Genomic DNA, 16996 nt, shown 5'->3' on the forward strand with positions numbered 1-16996 from the left:
GACGCGGTCGACTGCCTGCGCGAGGCCGCCCGTGACCACCTGCGCGCCGGGGCCCCCGAGGCCGCCCGGCGGGTCCTGACCCGGGCGCTGCGCGAGCCGCCCGCCGAGGAGGAGCGTGCCGCGCTGCTCCACGAACTCGCCGGTGCGACGTTCCTGATCGATCCGGCTGCGACCGTCGGCCATCTGCGGGCGGCACTCGCCGAGCCCGTGATCGACGACGAGCTGCGCGCCCGTATCGTCTACCGGCTGACGCAGGCGCTCGCGCACACCGACCAGGTGGCTCAGGCCGCGGCCGTGGCCGCCCAAGAGGCGCGCCGGGCGACGCATTCGCGCACGCGCCTGAGGATGCGGGCCGACCACTTCCAGTGGAGTTCCTGCCGCACCGACGAACCCGACCCGCGGGCCCGCTCCCGCCGGCTGGCCCGGCTGGCGGCCCGGCTGCCCGGCCGGAGCCTGGAGGAGCGCTGCATCCTCGGGCTGAGGGCCTGGGACGCCCTCCTGCGCGGCGAGCCGCGCAGCACGGTCCTGGAGTACACCGAGAAGGCCCTGCGCGGCGGACTGAGCTGGACCGAGGAGAACCGCGGGTTCGAGGTGCCCGTCTCGGTCGCCCTCACGTTCATGTACTGCGACCAGCCACGACGGGCGGAGGAGCTGTTCACCCGGGGCATCGCGGAGTGCGAGGCGAAGGGCTGGCGCGGCTCCCACCTGGCGCTCGGCCAAACCCTGCTCGGCTACATCCGCTACCGTCGCGGCTGCCTCGCCGAGGCGGAGGACCTGGTACGGGAGGGGCTGCACATCGCCGAACGGGTGCGGGAGGCGGTTCCGGCGCAGTGGTTCGCGATCGGCATCCTCATCCAGATCCTGCTGGCCCGGGGGCGCACCGCCGAGGCGCGCCAGGTCGCCGACGCGCACCGCTACGGCGAGATCGTCCCGCACGCCGTCGTCTACCCCGACCCGCGCACGGTGTACGCCGAACTGCTCCTGGCGGAGGGACGCGACGAGGAGGCGGAGAGGCTGCTGTCCGCTGTCGGTGAGTGGCTGGAGTCCCGGGCCTGGCGCAATCCGGCCTGGTGCCCCTGGCAGCTCGACCTTGCGTCGGCCCTCGCCGCCAGGTCCCCGGAGCGCGCGGCCCGCCTGGCCGAGGAGGCCGTCAAGCGGGCCCGGGACTTCGGCGCGGCATCCGTGATCGGCCAGGCCCTGCACGTGGAGGCCGAGGTGACCGGTGGCGCCGCCGCTCTCGGCACCCATGCGGAGGCCGTGGCCCAGCTGGAGCGCTCACCGGCGTCATACGAGCTGGCCCGGGCCCTGATCGGGCACGGTGCCGCACTGCTGCGGGGCGCGAGGGTGCAGGAGGCCGCCGACCGGCTCTACCGGGGGCTGGAAGTCGCCGTGCACTGCGGCGCGGAGGGCGTCGCCACCCGGGCCAGGGCGGAGCTGTCCGCGGCGGGACTGCCGTCGCTGCCCCTGCGCTACGCCCAGTCGGACACCCTCGCCGCACAGGAACGCACCGCGGCCGAACTGACCGCACAGGGCCACCCGGCGTCGGTCGTGGCCAAGGAACTGCGCCTGACCGAGCAGGGCGTGAGGCAGTTGCTCTCGTCCGTCTACCGCAAGATCGGCACCGACGCCGCGGGCCTCGCCCAGGCCCTGACGACGTTTCCCCGGCCGTGACCGCGCGCTCACCCCACGAGCACGTCCGCCCAGTGGCTGGTGCCGCCCGGGTGCGTGTGCACACCGCACCGCGCCGACAGCGTGGTGACGATGTCGATACCGCGGCCGTGCTCGTCCGGGTCGACCTCGCAGGACGTACGCGCGGGTCCGGTGTCGGTCACATCCACCCGAACGGCGCCCTGCCCGTCCACCAGGGTCCGTGACAGTCTGAGCGTGGCCGGGGGCAGTGCGTGCACGAGCGCGTTGGTGAGCAGCTCCGAGGTCACGAGGAGCACGTCGTCCGCGGCCTCCTCGGGCACGTTCCAGCGGGTGAGGAGCGCCTGTACGCGTCGGCGTACCGCTGAGACGGCCCTGGGCGCGTACGGCAGCGGAAAAACGTGTTCCACCTCCGCGCACGGCGCGGCGTTGAGCTGCGCTGTGATCATGGGCCTTCCTCCTCCGGGCAGCGCCCTCGGCCGGAAGCCGGGCGTGATGGAACGCTAGGGACGGAAATGGTGCGGGTCAATGAACTGCGGTCGGCATTGCCGAACACAAGTCCTTAATCGGGACGAATCGGGACTATGATCGCTTCATGGCAGGCCCGGTCCAGTCCATAGAAAGGGCGGCGGCGATCTTGCGTCTGCTCGCCGCCGGCCCCCGTCGGCTCGGTCTCGGCGAGGTGGCGTCCTCGCTGGGCCTGGCCAAGGGCACCGCCCACGGCATCCTGCGCACCCTGCAGCACGTCGACTTCGTGGAGCAGGACGCGGCGACGGGAAAGTACCAGCTCGGGGCGGCCCTGCTGCACCTCGGCACCAGCTACCTCGATGTGAACGAGCTGCGGTCGCGCGCCATCAACTGGGCCGACGCCCTGGCCGCCCGCAGCGGGGAGGCGGTCCGCCTCGGCACCCCCCTGGAGGGCAAGGTGCTCGTGGTCCACCACGTCTTCCGGCCGGACGACACCCTCCAGACCCTGGACGTGGGCGCGCTGCTGCCGCTGCACGCCTCCTCGCTCGGCAAGGTCCTGCTGGCCTTCGGCGCAGCACCCGTGGAACCCCTGTTTGAGGCCGAACTGGAGGCGTACACCCGGCACACCCTGGTCCTTCCGGACGACCTCACCCGGGCGCTCGGCGAGATCCGGGAACTCGGCTGGGGCGCCGAGGTGCAGGAGATGAGCGTCGGCGAGGGCGGGATCGCCGCGCCGATCCGAGGGCACGGCGGTCTGGTGGTGGGCGCGATCGGACTGTCCGGCCCCGTCGAGCGGATCTGCGACACCAAAGGCCGGCCCCTGCCGGCCCTGATCACCTTGCTCCGGGAGGCGGCGCGGGCGATCTCCAGAGACCTGGGCGCGGCCCGCTGGTAGGTCCGGGCACCCCGGCGACGCATGGGAAGGCAGGCCCGATCATGGTTGAACGGTATGTGGTGTCCATCGACCAGGGCACCACCTCCACGCGGTGCATCCTGTTCGACCACCGCGGGCGGCTGGTGTCCGTCGCCCAGAGGGAGCACCAGCAGTACTTCCCCCGGCCCGGCTGGGTGGAGCACGACGCCGTGGAGATCTGGCGCAACCTGCAGCGCGTGGTGCCCGAGGCGCTGGCCAACGCCGGTATCGACCCCGGACAGGTCGCCGCCATCGGGATCGCCAACCAGCGCGAGACGACCGTCCTGTGGGATCCGCGCACCGGGGCCCCGCTGGGACGGGCGATCGTCTGGCAGGACACCCGTACCGGTCCGATGGTCGAGGACCTCATGGAGCGGCCGGGGGAGGAGTTCTTCCTGGACCGCTGCGGCCTTCCGCCCTCCACCTACTTCTCCGCGCCCCGGATCCGCTGGCTGTTCGACAACGTCGAGGGCCTCGAGCAGCGGGCCCGGGCCGGCGAGGTGCTGTTCGGCACCATCGAGAGCTGGCTGATCTGGAACCTGACCGGCGGCACCGACGGCGGTCTGCACATCACCGACGTCACCAACGCCAGCCGCACCATGCTGATCAACATCCGGACGCTGACCTGGGACCATGAGCTGATGGAGTTCTTCGGGGTGCCCCGCCCGATGCTGCCGGAGATCCGCTCCTCCGCCGAGATCTACGCCGAGGCCCGCTCGGTACTCCCGGGCGTGCGCATCACGGCCGCCCTCGGCGACCAGCAGGCGGCCCTGTTCGGGCAGACCTGCTTCTCGCCCGGCGAGGCGAAGTGCACCTACGGCACCGGCAGCTTCCTGCTGATGAACACCGGTACCGAGCTCGTGCGGTCCCGGCACGGGCTGCTCACCACCGTCGCCTACAGGATCGCCCCCCATCCCACGGTCTACGCCCTGGAGGGTCCGATCGCCGTCACCGGCTCCCTGGTCCAGTGGTTCCGCGACCGTCTCGGCCTGATCAACAGCGCACCCGAGATCGAGACCCTGGCCCGTACCGTCGAGGACAACGGCGGCTGCTACATCGTCCCCGCGTTCTCCGGCCTGTTCGCCCCCCACTGGCGCAGCGACGCACGCGGCGTCATCGTCGGCCTCACCTCCTACATCACCAAGGGCCACCTGGCCCGGGCCGTCCTGGAGGCCACCGGCTGGCAGACGCGGGAGGTCGTCGACGCGATCAACGCGGACTCCGGGCTCGCCCTGAAGCAGCTCAAGGTGGACGGCGGCATGACCTCCGACAACCTGCTCATGCAGTTCCTGGCCGATGTGCTCGACGTTCCCGTGGTACGGCCGATGGTCGCCGAGACGGTCTCCCTGGGCGCCGCCTACGCCGCCGGACTGGCCTCCGGCTACTGGCCCGATCTGGAGGTGCTGCGCCGCAACTGGCACCGGGCCGCCCAGTGGCTGCCCGACATGGACCCCGAGCGGCGGGAGTGGGAGTACGAGAACTGGCAGCGGGCGGTCGAGCGGTCCCTGGGCTGGGTCCGGCCTCCGAAAGGGACCTGATCCGTGCCGGACCGAACGCGGGCGGGTGGACGGGATGTCACAGGAAGGGCGACGACCTTCACTCGTCCCTCTCCGTCCTCGGGTGAACCCATGAGCACCGGGCGCGCCGTTCGGCTTGCGCGAGTCCTGGCGCTGCTCGTCGCCGCGGCCGGCTGTGGCGACGAGCAGTCCGCAGAACCGCGCCACCGCCCAGGCGCCGCAGCGGCCGACGCGCCCGCCTGGTCCCCGCCCGGGACGGCTCCCACGCCGACGAGGACCGGCGTGCGGGTCACCACCCGATGGGGGAGGCGGCGCTCGCCGAGGTCTGGTGCGGTCGGACTGCCATGCGCCCCCCGACGTACGCGGCGTCCGGATCACTCGGGCTCAGCGGGCCGCCGAACGACGCCAGCAGTTCGGCCGCGTACCGCTCGGCGTCGTCCCGGGGCTTGTACCCCAGTGCTCTGGCGCTGTTCAGCTCCCACCACGCCCGGGTGTTGGCGGAGATGCCGTTGACCGTGGCGTAGCGCAGCCCGGGTGCGCGCAGCAACGCGTCGGTGAGGCGGACGGCGTCGCCGGGGCTCAGCCAGGTGGCCAAGTGGCGCAGCTCGGTCGGCCGTTCGAAGCAGCTGCCGATGCGCAGGCACGCCACGGCCATCCCGTGCCTGTCGGCGTAGTAGGAGCCGAGCGCCTCGCCGAAGGCCTTGCTGACCCCGTAGAGCGTGTCGGGTCGTACCCGTGCGGCGCCGTCCAGGACGGCGGGGGCTTCGTGGCGGCCGACGGCGTGGTTGCTGCTGGCGTAGAGCACCCGGCCGGCTCCGGCGCGGCGGGCCGCCTCGAAGACCTGGTACGTGCCGTCGATGTTGGCGTGCAGCAGCGCGGCGAAGTCGTCCTCGTGGGCGATGCCCGCGAGGTGGACACCGCCGCGGCACCCTCCATCGCGACGGCCAGGTCGGCCGGATCGGTGATGTCCCCGGCCACCCACTCCAGGCCGTCGTCCTCGGCGGGCAGGACGCGGTCGAGGCAGCGCAGTTTCCAGCCGAGCCGGGGCAGGCCGGCGCGCAAAAAGGTGCCCACGCGCCCGGCCGCACCGGTCGACAGGACCGTCGTCACTGCTCGACTCCGGCGATGACCACCTTCGTCAGCTCCAGGTCCGACACGTTCGTCGCGATGTTGGCCTTCTTCAGCGCGCTGTCGATGGTCACGTCGACGAGGCGTACGGTGCCCACCGGATCGTTGGCATAGCCCTGGATGTTCCAGCCCTGGGTGGCCGACGTGACGTTCCAGTGGCCGAGGTTGATGTCGGTGACCGTGGGCAGGTAGGCGCCCGTGTTCCCCTCGCCGTAGTTGTAGTCGACCAGCAGCAGCGGTCCGCCGATGGCGCTGACGTCCACGCGGTACACGTGGCTGTTCTCGATGTATCCGCCGCGCACCGAGTTGGTCGCGAGTACCTCGTCGTGGACGCGGGCGTCACCCTCTACGCCACCCGTGACGCGAGCGCCTACCAGCAGGCGGGCAAGCCCGTTTGCGGCGCCCTCAGCAGCAGCGGCACCGGCTGCAACCCCTTCATCACCGTGCGCGGACGCGACTCCGGCGTGGAAGGCGTCCGGCAGGGCTCGGTCCAGGGCACCATCGACGGGCGCGGCGACCAGACCGTCCTGGGCACCGACACCACCTGGTACCAGCAGGCCGCCACCGCCAAGGCGGAGCGTCTCAAGCAGGACAACCCGCGGCTGATCCAGTCGAACAACTCCGATGACGTGACCTTCGCCCACCTGACCCTGGCCAACGCGGCCAGCAGCATCTGCTCGTCTCGCAGAGCATCGGCGCCACCGTCTGGGGCATCAGGGTCGACACCCCGGCGAACACCGGCAACACCGACGGCGTCGACATCGACTCCAGCACCGAGGTCACCGTCGCCAACTCCTCGATCATGGACGGCGACGACTGCGTGGCGCTCACCACCAACAACAGCGCCGAGTCCGCCGTCACGGTCAGCCACGTGCACTGCTACGGCACCCACGGTCTGTCCATCGGCAGCGGCACGACCTACGGCCTCGACTCGGTCCTGTTCCAGCACAACACACTGGACGGCAAGGACATCTGGGGTCACGTCAGCAGCCTCGACAACGGTATCCGCATCAAGAGCTACCCCGGCGCGGGCGGCCCTGTGACCAACACGGAGTACTTCGACACCTGCATGACCGGCGTGAGGAACCTGCTCGTCGTCACTCCCAACTACGCGGCCCCGAGCGGCTCCACCATCCCGTGGTTCAAGTCGGTCACCATCGACCGGGCCAAGTCCGTCGACTCCGTCGCCCACGCCTCCTCCGACCTCGAGGGCTACGACGCCGACCACCTGTCCGGCATCACCCTGCGCGACGTCGACCTGGACGCCACGGCGCTCACCGCCAAGTACGCCGACATCACCCTCAGCCGCACCGACCTGGACCCTGCCGGCACGGGCGTCACCGTCGACGACACGGGCGGCAGCCCCACCCCGATCAACTGCTCCTTCCCCGCCTTCCCGAACTCCTGACATCCACGAAGAGAGAGGCTGGACGATGACGCAGAGGATCAGCAGGCGCACCGTGCTGCGGGGCGCCGCGGCCGTGGCCGGAGCAGGAGCGTTGCCGGTCCTCGGCGCCGCGACCGCGCCGCCGGCGGCGGCCGTACCCGCCGCGGCGGATGCGAGCCACTGGCGGCGCGGTCCCGGCGACTGGGGCGACCAGGGTGACGGAACGTACCGCAACCCCGTGCTCAACACGGACTTCTCCGACCCGGAGGTGATCCGCGTCGGGGACGACTTCTACCTGGTCAGCTCGGAGTTCCACTTCATGGGGATGACCGTGCTGCACTCCCGCGACCTGGTCAACTGGAGTTTCCTCGGCCGGGTCTACGACCGCCTGGACATCAGCCCCCACTACGACACGCCGCGCCCGACCACCGACCCCGACACCCGCTATGGCAAGGGCAGTTGGGCACCGGCCATGCGGTACCACGACGGCCGGTTCTGGATCTACTTCTGCACCCCCACCGAAGGGCTGTTCATGACCACGGCCACCGACCCGGCCGGGCCGTGGGCGCCGCTGACCGCCGTGCACCTCTACGCCGCCGGCGAGCACCCGTGGGAGGACCCCTGCCCGCTGTGGGACGACGACGGCAATGCCTACCTCGGCCACAGCCTGAAGGGCGCGGGCCCGATCATCATGCACCGGATGAGCCCGGACGGCACCAAGCTCCTGGACGAGGGCACCCTCGTCTACCAGGGCCCCAATGCCGAAGGGACCAAGCTGTACAAGCGGGGCGGCCGCTACTACCTGGTCATCCCCCAGAACGGCTTCACGGTCGGCGATCAGTGGGTGCTGCGCAGCGACAGCGTCTGGGGCCCGTACGTCTCCGAGGCGGGCAAGCCCATTCTGCAGATCGGCAACGGCGTCACCGGCCCGCACCAGGGCGCCCTGGTCGACACGCCGACCGGCGAGTGGTGGTTCGTGCACTTCGAGACGCTCACCCCGATCGGCCGGGTGATGTGGCTGGAGCCCGCCTGGTGGACGGACGACGGCTGGCTGCGCATGGGCGTGGACTCCGTCGGCGACGGAGTCGGCCAGCCGGTGATCAACTATCGCAAGCCGGACGTGGGCCGGCAGGTCCCGCTTCACGCCCCGGCTTCCAGCGACGACTTCACCACCCCCCGGCTCGGCCTGCAGTGGGAGTGGAACCACAACCCGGTCGACGACCACTGGTCGCTCACCGCCCGCCCCGGCTATCTGCGGCTGATCCCGGTCGGCGCCGTGCAGGATGCCTTCCTGGCGAACAACACCCTCACCCAGAAGACCCTCGGCCGCACCGGCACCGTCACCATCGAACTGGACGCCTCCGGCCTGGTGGACGGGCAGCGGGCCGGTCTGCTGCACATCGGCAGCTCCGCGCAGTGGATCGGCGTCGCGCAGGACGGCGGTGTACGGCGGATCGCCGCCGTGATCGCGGGCAAGGAACAGGACGGCCCTCAACTGACATCCGACACCGTGCAGTTGCGCAGCGACATCGACCTGGACGGCGAGACGACCTTCTCCTACAGCCTCGACGGCGGCCGCACCTCCACGCAGCTCGGCGGGCCCGTCACCCTCGCCTACGTCAACTGGAAGGGCAGCAAACCCGGCCTGTTCACCTTCAACTCCCAGGGCATGGGAGGACAGGCGGACTTCGCGTGGTTCCGCTACGCCCACGACGGCCCCGACGGCGGCGCCCCGCGCAGCGACCGGGACCCGGCCTACCGCAACCCCGGCCCGATCACGTCGAGCACCAACGCAGGGCCCAACCCCTACGGTCTGACCAGCGAGCTGACCGTCGCCTTCACCCTCACCGCCGACCGGCTCACCGAGGCGGTCCCGCTCGGCAAGCTGCCCGCCACGGCGGACGGCCACGCGGGTGGCTGGGCGGTTGCCCTGCACGCGGACGGCAGCCTCGACTGGACCGTCGGCGGTGTCGCGGACGGTACCCACACGACGCTGAGCGTCCCGAACGCATACGCCGCCCGCACACCCGTCAACGTCGTCTGCACCCTGTCGGTGGACACCACCGGCATCCCGAAGGCCGCCGTCCACCTGGACGGAGCCCGCGCCGGCTACATCCCCCGTGTCCCGGCCGGCACGCCGGTGACGAACACCACCACCAACCTCCTCCTGGGCGCCCCTTCCGTCACCCTCACCGACATCCGTATCTGGAAACGCGGCCTGACCGACCGCGAGGCCGACGCCGTCACACAGCCGTAAGCCCCTCGAACACCGCACCCAGGAACGCCGTCAGGGGGTGATACGCGAGTTGATGTCTCTTTCGCGGCGTGGCGCGGGACGGCAACTTCGGCGCCACCTCCGGTGTGACCGAATGGCTGCTCCAGTCCCGCACCGGCGAAGTGCACCTGCTGCCCGCGCTGCCCCCGCAGTTCCCCGACGGCCGTGTCGCCGGCCTCCTCGCCCGCGGCGGCCTCACCGTCGACATCGCCTGGAGCGGCGGCGCACTGAGCAACGCCCGCCTGGCAGCACTCCAGAGCGGCACCGTACGGCTGCGCACCGCCGCACCGGTCGCCGTGCACTCCACCAGCAGCGCTCCGCCCGACGTGACGCGCCCTGAGGAGGCCGTCGCCGTGTTCGAAACCGAGGCGGGCGAGGAGTACGTGATCACGCCGCTCTGACACCTGGCGGCGCCACAAGCCCCTCGTCCTATCAGACGGGGGAAGACATGCGGCGCCGTTCCGTCTCACTCGGCCTCGCCGCCGCAGCCTGCGCGGCCGGCCCCACCCTCGTCAACGCTCCTACCCGGCGCTCTGGGAGATCTGTGACCGGGGCGGGCCGCCGGCCCGCGGCGCAGCCGGCGGCTCGCCGCTCAGCTCCTCCGTCCGCGCAGCAGCGCCCGGATGCCCCGGCGCCCGCCCTCGTCCGCCGGGCCGGGTGGCCGTGCGGTCGGCGGCTCGGTCTCCGCGTCGACGACGAACTCCACGACCACGGGCCGCCGCGCGGCGAGAGCGGCGTCCCAGGCGGCGCCGATGTCCTTCGGGCGGAAGCAGTGGACGCCGTCCAGACCGAGCAGGCGGGCGTAGGCGGCGTAGGGCACGTCCGGGACCGAGGAGGTGCCGCTCAGCCGGGGATTGCCGGTGGCCGCCCGCCGGTCCCAGGTCGCCTGGTTGAGGTCCCGGTTGTTGAACACGCAGAAGACCAGCGGGGGGCCGCCGGACAGCCGCTCCAGATGGTCCTTGACGGTGATCATCTCGGCCATCCCACTCATCTGGAAGGCGCCGTCGCCCACGAAGGCGACGACCGGCCGGTCGGGGTGCGCGAAGCGGGCCGCCAGGGCGTACGGGACGGCGGTGCCCATGGCCGCGTGGTGCCCCGAGAGCGCGGTGCGCATGCCCGCGCGCAGGTGGAGATGGCGCGCCCACCACACGGTGCCGGCGCCCGCGTCGGCCGTGAGCAGCGCCCGGTCGGGGAGCCGGTCGGACAGCTCGGTGACGACGGCGGCCGGGTTGATGAGGTGACCGAAGTGCTGCCGGGCCTCGGTGCGCCGGTTCCTGTGCCAGGTCCGGACGCTCTTCTCGACGCTTCGGCGCCAGGCGCGGTTCTTCTTGCGGTGCAGCAGGGGCAGCAGCGCCTCCAGGGTCTCCTTGGGATCGCCGACCAGACGCACGTCCCCCGGTCTGCACGGAGCGGTCACGCCCGACTCCGGGTTGATCTCGACGCTCCGCACCGCCCACCGGCCGGGCGGCAGCCATGCCTCGCGGGGCCCCGCCCCGACCAGCAGCAGGGTGTCACAGGCACGCACCAGCCTCTCGCTGGCCGGACTGGCGACCCGGCCCGCCGGGCCGGTCACGTACCCGAGGTCGTCGGGGAGAACGTCCAGTGCCAGCAGCGCCTTCGCCACCCCGGCACCGAGCACCTCGGCCGCCCGCTCGACCTCCGCCCCCGCCCGCGCCGCTCCCCGCCCGATGACCACGGCCACCTTCCGGCCCTCGTCGAGGATGCCGGCGGCACGGTGAAGCTCCCCCTCATCCGGCACAAGGAGCGGCCGGCTCGGTCCGGGCGCGAGGACGTCCGCCGGAACCGCGGCCCCGGCCGATGGCGGGGCCTGCTGGTCCAGGACGTCGGCCGGCAGGATCACCACGGCGACACCGCGCCGGGCCGACGCCGTCCGGAAGGCCCGGTCCAGGACGGGCCCCGCCTGGTCCGGGGAGACGACCACCTCGCAGGACTCCGACACGTCCGCGCACAGCCGGTCCAGGTGCACCGCCTGCGGCCGACGTGCCCCCGGGCCGGTCCGCGGCGCGTCGCCGAGCAGGGCCACCACCGGCTGCCGGTCCAGCTGGGCGTCGTACAGGCCGTTGAGGACCTGCACGGCCCCCGGCCCGGACGGGGCGAGGCAGCAGCCGACCGTGTCCGTGAACCGCGCGTGCCCGCAGGCCATGAAGGAGGCGGCCTCGCCGTGCCGTGCCTGGACGAACTCCGGCTCCCGGCCCGCCCGGCGGAAGGCCTCCAGCAGCGGGTCGGCCCCCTGCCCCGGATAGCCGTACACCCGGACGACGCCCCAGGCGCGCAGGCGCTCCCGTACGACTTCCGCAACCACGGCCATCAGTCCTCCCGGCACACGTGCTGTCACGAGACCTGCCCCGAGCCCGGCCGTCCCCGACCGCCGCCGGGGGGAATGGGTCCCGCCGGACCGCTTTTTCCACCCATTGGCGCAGGTTCCCGCCAGGCGTGCCCGCCCGCCGGCGGGGCCGGGCGCGGGCACCCGTACGGCGCAGCGGGCGTTTCACCCGCGCCACGAGAGGACACGGCTGTGTCGATCGAAAGCGACGGCTGCCCCGGGAGGACGAGCGCGTGCCGGCGTCAGAGGATGAGCGGTCCGGTGCGGCGGAGCACCGCGGAAAGCGCCTGGTGTCGGTGCTCGACCGGCGTATGCCGCTGCGGACGCTGGCACGGGAGTACCTGCGCAAAGCCTTTCCCGACCACTGGTCGTTCCTGCTCGGCGAGATCGCCCTCTACAGCCTGCTCGTCCTGGTCGTGACGGGTGTCTACCTCACGTTCTACTTCCACCCGGACATGACCGAGACCCCGTACACCGGCTCCTACGCCCCGCTGCGGGGCACCCGCGCCTCCCAGGCCTACATCTCGACGCTGTACATCAGCTTCGACGTCCGGGGCGGGCTGCTCATCCGGCAGATCCACCACTGGGCAGCGGATGTCTTCGTCGCCGCCATCGGCTGCCACCTGCTGCGGATCTTCTTCACCGGCGCCTTCCGCCGCCCTCGCGAGGTCAACTGGATGATCGGGGTGACGTTGTTCCTGCTGGCCCTGCTCGAGGGGTTCTGCGGCTACTCGCTCCCCGACGACCTGCTCTCCGGCACGGGGCTGCGCACCTCGCAGGGCATCGTGCTGTCGATCCCCGTCATCGGCACCTATCTGAGCTTCTTCATCTTCGACGGCCAGTACCCGGGACACGCCATCATCTCCCGGCTGTACATCGCGCACGTCCTGCTGGTCCCCGGCCTGCTGCTGCTCCTGGTCCGGGTGCACCTCGGACTCGTGGTGCAACTCAAGCACACCCAGTGGGCCGAACCCGGCCACACCAACCGCAACGCGGTCGGCAAGCCGTTGTTCCCCCAGTACGCCGCCAAGTCGGCAGGTCTGTTCTTCGCCGTCGCCGGCGCCCTCACCCTGATGGCGGCGCTGTTCCAGATCAACCCGATCTGGGACTTCGGTCCCTACCGAGCCGACCAGGTGTCGCTGGACTCGCAGCCCGACTGGTACGTCGGATACCTGGAGGGCGCCCTGCGCCTGATGCCCGCCTGGGAGATGAACTTCGCCGGCCACACCGTCGCCTGGGACGTGTTCCTGCCGGGGGTGGCGCTGCCCGCGGTGCTGTTCGGGGTCCTCTACTGCTATCCGCTGTTCGAGCGCTGGCTGACGGGACCGTCCCACGAGCACCACCTGTGCGACCGGCCGCGCAACCAGCCCACGCGTACGGCGCTCGGCGTGGCGGGCGTGACCGTCTACGCGGTGCTGCTGATGGCCGGGGGCCAGGACGTGCTCGCGTACGTCTTCCACGTTCCGGTCGAGTACCTGACGTACGCCTTCCGCACCCTGCTGTTCGCCGGGCCGCTCTTCGCCTACTGGGCGACGCGGCGTCTGTGCCTGGGGCTGCAGGCGGCGGACCGGCGAAGGCTGCGGGAGGGCGGGGGTACCGGGGACGTACGGCGGACCGCGGCGGGTGGCTACCGCGAGGGCCGGACACCGCTGCCGGCCGAGGAGGCGTACCGGATCCTGGTGCGCGACACGCCCCGCCCCAGGGCGCACGGCACGGAGGCGTGGCGGCTCTTCCGCAGGCACCGGGTGCGCAACCGGCTGAGCGCCTGGTACTTCGGCGACCGCGTCGAACTGCCCGCCGCAGACTGGCAGCGGCGGGCGGTACGGGCTGTGACCGCCGACCCGGAGGAGGCGGAGAAGGCCCACAGCGGCTGAGGTCTCGCCGGGGTCAGCCGCTGTGCCGCAGCTCCCGGGCCTCCTCGGCGTGGATCCACCGCCAGGTCACCGTCAGCGCCGCGAGACCGACCGGCAGCATGGACACGACCATGGCGAGCCCCGGCGCGGCCTCACCCGCGGCGATCAGCCCCACGGCGGGCAGGTCGAGCAACGGCATGGACAGGTAGAGGTAGAGACACCTGCCGGGGTCCGTCAGACGGTGCCGGGTGCCCACGACCGGCAGCCAGAACCACAGCGCCGCCACCACCACGGCCGTCTCCCAGCAGATCATGGGGCCCGGCGGCCGGGCAGCCCCGGTGTGCGCGAGCGTCACCGCGGCGTGCAGCACGAGGAAGAACGGCAGCGCGGCCCCGGCGGGCAGCGACAGGCGCCACCACACCGGGTGCCGCCGGGTGGCCCGGATCACGCCCGGGACCAGCGCGGAGACCGACAGCCCGGTCACGGCCATGCTCCAGGCGGGGCCGGCCATCGCGTGCCCGGTCACGCCTCAGCCCTCACCCGGAGTGGAGGCGCCCCGTACGGCGAGGGCGGCGGCCAGCCCCAGCAGCGGGACGGCCACGACCAGCAGCCACAGGCCGTACACCGCGGAGAGCACGCCCAGGGTGATCCCCGCCGCCGCGGGCAGGACCGCCGCCGCGCCGCCCCGGGGCAGCCGGTAGCGCGTGTGCTCCTCCGGCCCGGCCTCCGAGGAACCCAGCACGAGCAGGGCGGCAAGTTGGAGCAGCGCCACCACCGAGCCCCACAGCCAGTAGACGAGGCTCGTCTCCCCGTAGACGGCGAGGACTGCGAGCAGCACGCCGTTGAGCAGCCCCCACCCCGCCACCATGAGCGCCGCCGCGTGCCTTTTCACCCGTGGCTCCCGGACAGCGCTGCCCGGTCGTCCGGCTCTCCCCGCCCCTCCCGCAGCGTCAGCAGCGGGGCGTGACCGTGCACCGGCGGCACCGGATACTCCGGTGTGAAGTTCGTGGCCGGCGGGGGTGAGGAGGTGGCCCATTCCAGGGTGCCCGCACCCCAGGGGTCGGGCGGCGCGGGCACATGGCGGCCCAGCGAGCGCTTTCGCAGCGTCCACAGCACATTGACGACGAACACGGCCATGCCCGCCGCCAGCACGGCCGCTCCGCAGCTGGCGAGCAGGTTGAGCAGGCTGAACCCGTCGAAGGGGGCGTAGCCGGCGACGCGGCGCGGCATGCCCTCGTAACCGAGGGCGAACATCGGCAGGAAGGTCAGGTTGGTGCCGATCACCAGCAGCACGAAGTGCAGACGGCCCAGGCGCTCGCCCAGCTCCACACCGGTGGCCTTCGGGAACCAGAAGTAGACGGCCGCGAACAGCCCGAAGGCGCTGCCGGCGAACAGCACGTAGTGCAGATGGGCCACCACGAAGTAGCTGTCCGTCAGGTGGTAGTCGAGGACCGGGGTGCCGACCATGATCCCGGTCAGGCCCCCGATCAGGAACTGCGGCAGGAAGGCCAGGGCGAAGAGCATCGGGGTCCGGAAGACCAGCCGGCCGCCGAGCACCGTGCCGATCATGGCGAAGTACTCCACGCCCGCCGGGACCAGCAGACTGATGGACGTCAGGGAGTAGTAGTCGTTCGGAACCTGTCCGGTCGCGAACATGTGGTGGGCCCACACACTCATCGACAGGGCGGCGAACACCAGCAGGGACAGGACGGTGCCCTTGTAGCCGAAGAAGGCCCGCCCGGAGAAGACGGCGAGTACCTCGGCGACCGCCCCGAGATACGGGAAGAACATCACGTACACGACCGGGTGGCCGTAGAACCAGAACAGGTGCTGGTAGCCGATGTTCCACGCGTTCGAGTGGAAGACGGACGGGTCGGCGCGGCCGGCGGCGAGCAGGGCCATCGCGGCCAGGAGCGAGGGGAAGGAGCCGATGACCATCAGGCAGCTGGCGACCATGGACCAGGTGAAGATGGGCATCCTGAGCATGGTCATCCCCTGGGTCCGCTTGCGCAGCGCCGTCCAGAGCACGGTCCAGCCCATGAGGATCATGCCCGTGGTGGAGAGCACCACGCCGACGATCCACAGGTCGGGTCCCACGCCGGGGGAGAAGTCGCTGTCGGCCAGCGGCGGATACGAGAACCAGCCCGAGCTGGCGCTGCCGTTGGCGGCGGCGAGACTGAGCAGCACGAGCACGGCCCCGCACACGTAGAGCCAGTAGCCGAGCAGCGTGGTGCGGGGCGCGGCGATGGCCGGGGCGCCGATCTGCAGCGGGACCAGGTAGACCCCGATTCCGAGGGCGAACGGCGTGATGACCAGGTAGATCATCCCCGAGCCGTGCAGGGTGAACAGTTGGTTGTAGGTGTGCGGGAGCACCAGGTCCAGCTCCGGCTGGGCGAGCTGACCGCGCATGATCAGGGCGAGGACGCCCATCGCCAGCAGCAGCACCAGTGAGGTGGCGACGGTCAGCAGGCCGATCCGTTTGTGATCGGTGCTGGTCGCCCAGCCGAGCCAGTTCCCCGCCGGCACCTGCTTGGACCCGCCCGGTGCCTGAGCGGTCGTCATGCGGGCGTACCGCCCGCGGGCGCCCCCGCGTGCTGTGCCAGCCACTTGTCGTACGCCGCGGGCGAGACGGCCTTGAGCCAGAAGTCCATCGTGTGGTGGCGGTCCCCGCAGAACTCCCCGCACCGTCCGATCCAGCGGCCCTCGCGGTCCACGGTGAGGGTGACGGTGTTCACGTGATGCGGGAAGATGTCCCGCTTGTAGCGCAGATCCGGCACCCACAGCGAGTGGATGACGTCCGGTGAGACCATCCTGAACCGGATCGGCCGTCCGGCCGGCACCACGAGAGTCGGCTGCCTTCCCGCCCGGCAGTCGGCACTCACCCGGAGCGGCTTGCCGGCCTGCGGGTAGTCGAACCGCCAGCACCACTGGAACGCCGTGACGGTCACCTCGACCGGATCGCCCTGCGCCGCCGCGTGATGCTCGTCGTGGTTCTGCCGGGCCGTGTAGGCCACGAGGAAGGCCGCCACGGCGACCAGGACGGCGACGTAGAACGCTTCGGGACGGGGGTGTTCGAGTCGCCGCGACGGGCGGCGCCGGGCCCCCGCCCGGCGTCGGACCACGGCGAGGCACACCAGCACCGCGACGACGGCGAACACGAACGCGGCGAGGGCGGACTCGAGGGCGAACACCGTCCCGAAGAACTGCCGCGTGGTCATGGGGCTCCTGCTGTGTCGCGCCGGACGCGTGAACAGGAACGGACATTACGGGCGAACGGAGCTTTCCGGCCAGGTGACACACCGTACGCCCACGGTTCAGCGGGGGTGCCGGGAGCCGTGCCGGAACGCAACCATCCGCCAGATCCTGACCTCGCGCATGATTCCGGGCATCTCCCTCACCAGCAGGGTCAGCGCCAAGCCGCCCACGATCAGCGCCTCCGCCATCAGCACTCGTCTGGCCGTCAT

General features: G+C 71.8%; 15 protein-coding genes and 1 pseudogene. 7 read left to right on the forward strand and 9 right to left on the reverse strand.

The window, feature by feature from the left end:
• A pseudogene (locus C3488_RS23155) lies at nucleotides 1-1671 on the forward strand (ATP-binding protein); the annotation flags it as partial.
• An 8-nt stretch (nucleotides 1672-1679) separates the two neighbouring features.
• Here C3488_RS23155 and C3488_RS23160 read toward each other — a convergent pair.
• The gene (locus C3488_RS23160) at nucleotides 1680-2096 is read right to left on the reverse strand and encodes an ATP-binding protein (protein ID WP_103842337.1); all 417 of its coding nucleotides are present in this window, start codon (nucleotides 2094-2096) and stop codon (nucleotides 1680-1682) included.
• A gap of 146 nt (nucleotides 2097-2242) precedes the next feature.
• Between C3488_RS23160 and C3488_RS23165 the strand changes: the two genes are divergently transcribed.
• Nucleotides 2243-3010, forward strand: a complete 768-nt coding sequence (locus C3488_RS23165) for an IclR family transcriptional regulator (protein ID WP_103842339.1) — start codon at nucleotides 2243-2245, stop codon at nucleotides 3008-3010.
• A 41-nt stretch (nucleotides 3011-3051) separates the two neighbouring features.
• The gene (glpK, locus tag C3488_RS23170; protein WP_103842341.1) at nucleotides 3052-4566 is read left to right on the forward strand and encodes a glycerol kinase GlpK; all 1515 of its coding nucleotides are present in this window, start codon (nucleotides 3052-3054) and stop codon (nucleotides 4564-4566) included.
• A gap of 268 nt (nucleotides 4567-4834) precedes the next feature.
• On the opposite strand, the gene C3488_RS23175 is transcribed toward glpK, so the two are convergent.
• Both C3488_RS23175 and C3488_RS40705 read right to left on the reverse strand, forming a co-directional pair.
• The gene (locus tag C3488_RS23175; protein ID WP_308460686.1) at nucleotides 4835-5527 is read right to left on the reverse strand and encodes an NAD(P)-dependent oxidoreductase; all 693 of its coding nucleotides are present in this window, start codon (nucleotides 5525-5527) and stop codon (nucleotides 4835-4837) included.
• A 124-nt stretch (nucleotides 5528-5651) separates the two neighbouring features.
• Nucleotides 5652-6317: a hypothetical protein gene (locus C3488_RS40705; RefSeq protein ID WP_181139156.1), complete on the reverse strand. Its 666-nt coding sequence runs from the start codon at nucleotides 6315-6317 to the stop codon at nucleotides 5652-5654.
• A gap of 29 nt (nucleotides 6318-6346) precedes the next feature.
• Here C3488_RS40705 and C3488_RS23190 point away from each other — a divergent pair, with 29 nt between their 5' ends.
• From C3488_RS23190 to C3488_RS23200, 3 genes are all read left to right on the forward strand, one after another.
• A complete protein-coding gene (locus tag C3488_RS23190) occupies nucleotides 6347-7081 on the forward strand; it encodes a glycosyl hydrolase family 28 protein (protein WP_103842347.1) in 735 nt (244 codons plus the stop codon).
• Between the two features lie 25 nt (nucleotides 7082-7106).
• Nucleotides 7107-9317: a glycoside hydrolase 43 family protein gene (locus tag C3488_RS23195; RefSeq protein ID WP_103842349.1), complete on the forward strand. Its 2211-nt coding sequence runs from the start codon at nucleotides 7107-7109 to the stop codon at nucleotides 9315-9317.
• A gap of 68 nt (nucleotides 9318-9385) precedes the next feature.
• Nucleotides 9386-9736 carry a glycoside hydrolase family 95-like protein gene (locus tag C3488_RS23200; RefSeq protein WP_181139157.1) on the forward strand — a complete coding sequence of 117 codons (351 nt, stop codon included), beginning with the start codon at nucleotides 9386-9388 and terminating at the stop codon, nucleotides 9734-9736.
• Between the two features lie 191 nt (nucleotides 9737-9927).
• Here C3488_RS23200 and C3488_RS23205 read toward each other — a convergent pair whose 3' ends face one another.
• Nucleotides 9928-11664 (reverse strand): thiamine pyrophosphate-dependent enzyme, encoded by a 1737-nt coding sequence (locus C3488_RS23205; protein ID WP_103842351.1) that lies wholly within the window; start codon nucleotides 11662-11664, stop codon nucleotides 9928-9930.
• 326 nt (nucleotides 11665-11990) lie between these two features.
• Here C3488_RS23205 and C3488_RS23210 point away from each other — a divergent pair, with 326 nt between their 5' ends.
• On the forward strand, nucleotides 11991-13553 hold the full coding sequence (locus tag C3488_RS23210) for a cytochrome bc complex cytochrome b subunit (RefSeq protein ID WP_103842417.1): 1563 nt from the start codon (nucleotides 11991-11993) through the stop codon (nucleotides 13551-13553).
• A gap of 13 nt (nucleotides 13554-13566) precedes the next feature.
• Here C3488_RS23210 and C3488_RS41755 read toward each other — a convergent pair whose 3' ends face one another.
• From C3488_RS41755 to C3488_RS40710, 5 genes are all read right to left on the reverse strand, one after another.
• Nucleotides 13567-14058, reverse strand: coding sequence for a hypothetical protein (locus C3488_RS41755; RefSeq protein WP_258053606.1), 492 nt, complete (start codon nucleotides 14056-14058; stop codon nucleotides 13567-13569).
• 3 nt (nucleotides 14059-14061) lie between these two features.
• Nucleotides 14062-14424, reverse strand: coding sequence for a hypothetical protein (locus C3488_RS23220; RefSeq protein ID WP_103842353.1), 363 nt, complete (start codon nucleotides 14422-14424; stop codon nucleotides 14062-14064).
• The gene (locus tag C3488_RS23225; RefSeq protein ID WP_103842356.1) at nucleotides 14421-16094 is read right to left on the reverse strand and encodes a cbb3-type cytochrome c oxidase subunit I; all 1674 of its coding nucleotides are present in this window, start codon (nucleotides 16092-16094) and stop codon (nucleotides 14421-14423) included. Before C3488_RS23225 ends, C3488_RS23220 begins: the two co-directional genes overlap by 4 nt.
• Nucleotides 16091-16750 carry a cytochrome c oxidase subunit II gene (locus tag C3488_RS23230; RefSeq protein WP_103842358.1) on the reverse strand — a complete coding sequence of 220 codons (660 nt, stop codon included), beginning with the start codon at nucleotides 16748-16750 and terminating at the stop codon, nucleotides 16091-16093. Before C3488_RS23230 ends, C3488_RS23225 begins: the two co-directional genes overlap by 4 nt.
• Nucleotides 16751-16846: 96 nt before the next feature.
• Nucleotides 16847-16996: a hypothetical protein gene (locus C3488_RS40710; RefSeq protein ID WP_181139158.1), complete on the reverse strand. Its 150-nt coding sequence runs from the start codon at nucleotides 16994-16996 to the stop codon at nucleotides 16847-16849.

It is taken from the genome of Streptomyces sp. Ru72 (assembly GCF_002920635.1).
Classification (GTDB): Bacteria; Actinomycetota; Actinomycetes; order Streptomycetales; family Streptomycetaceae; genus Streptomyces.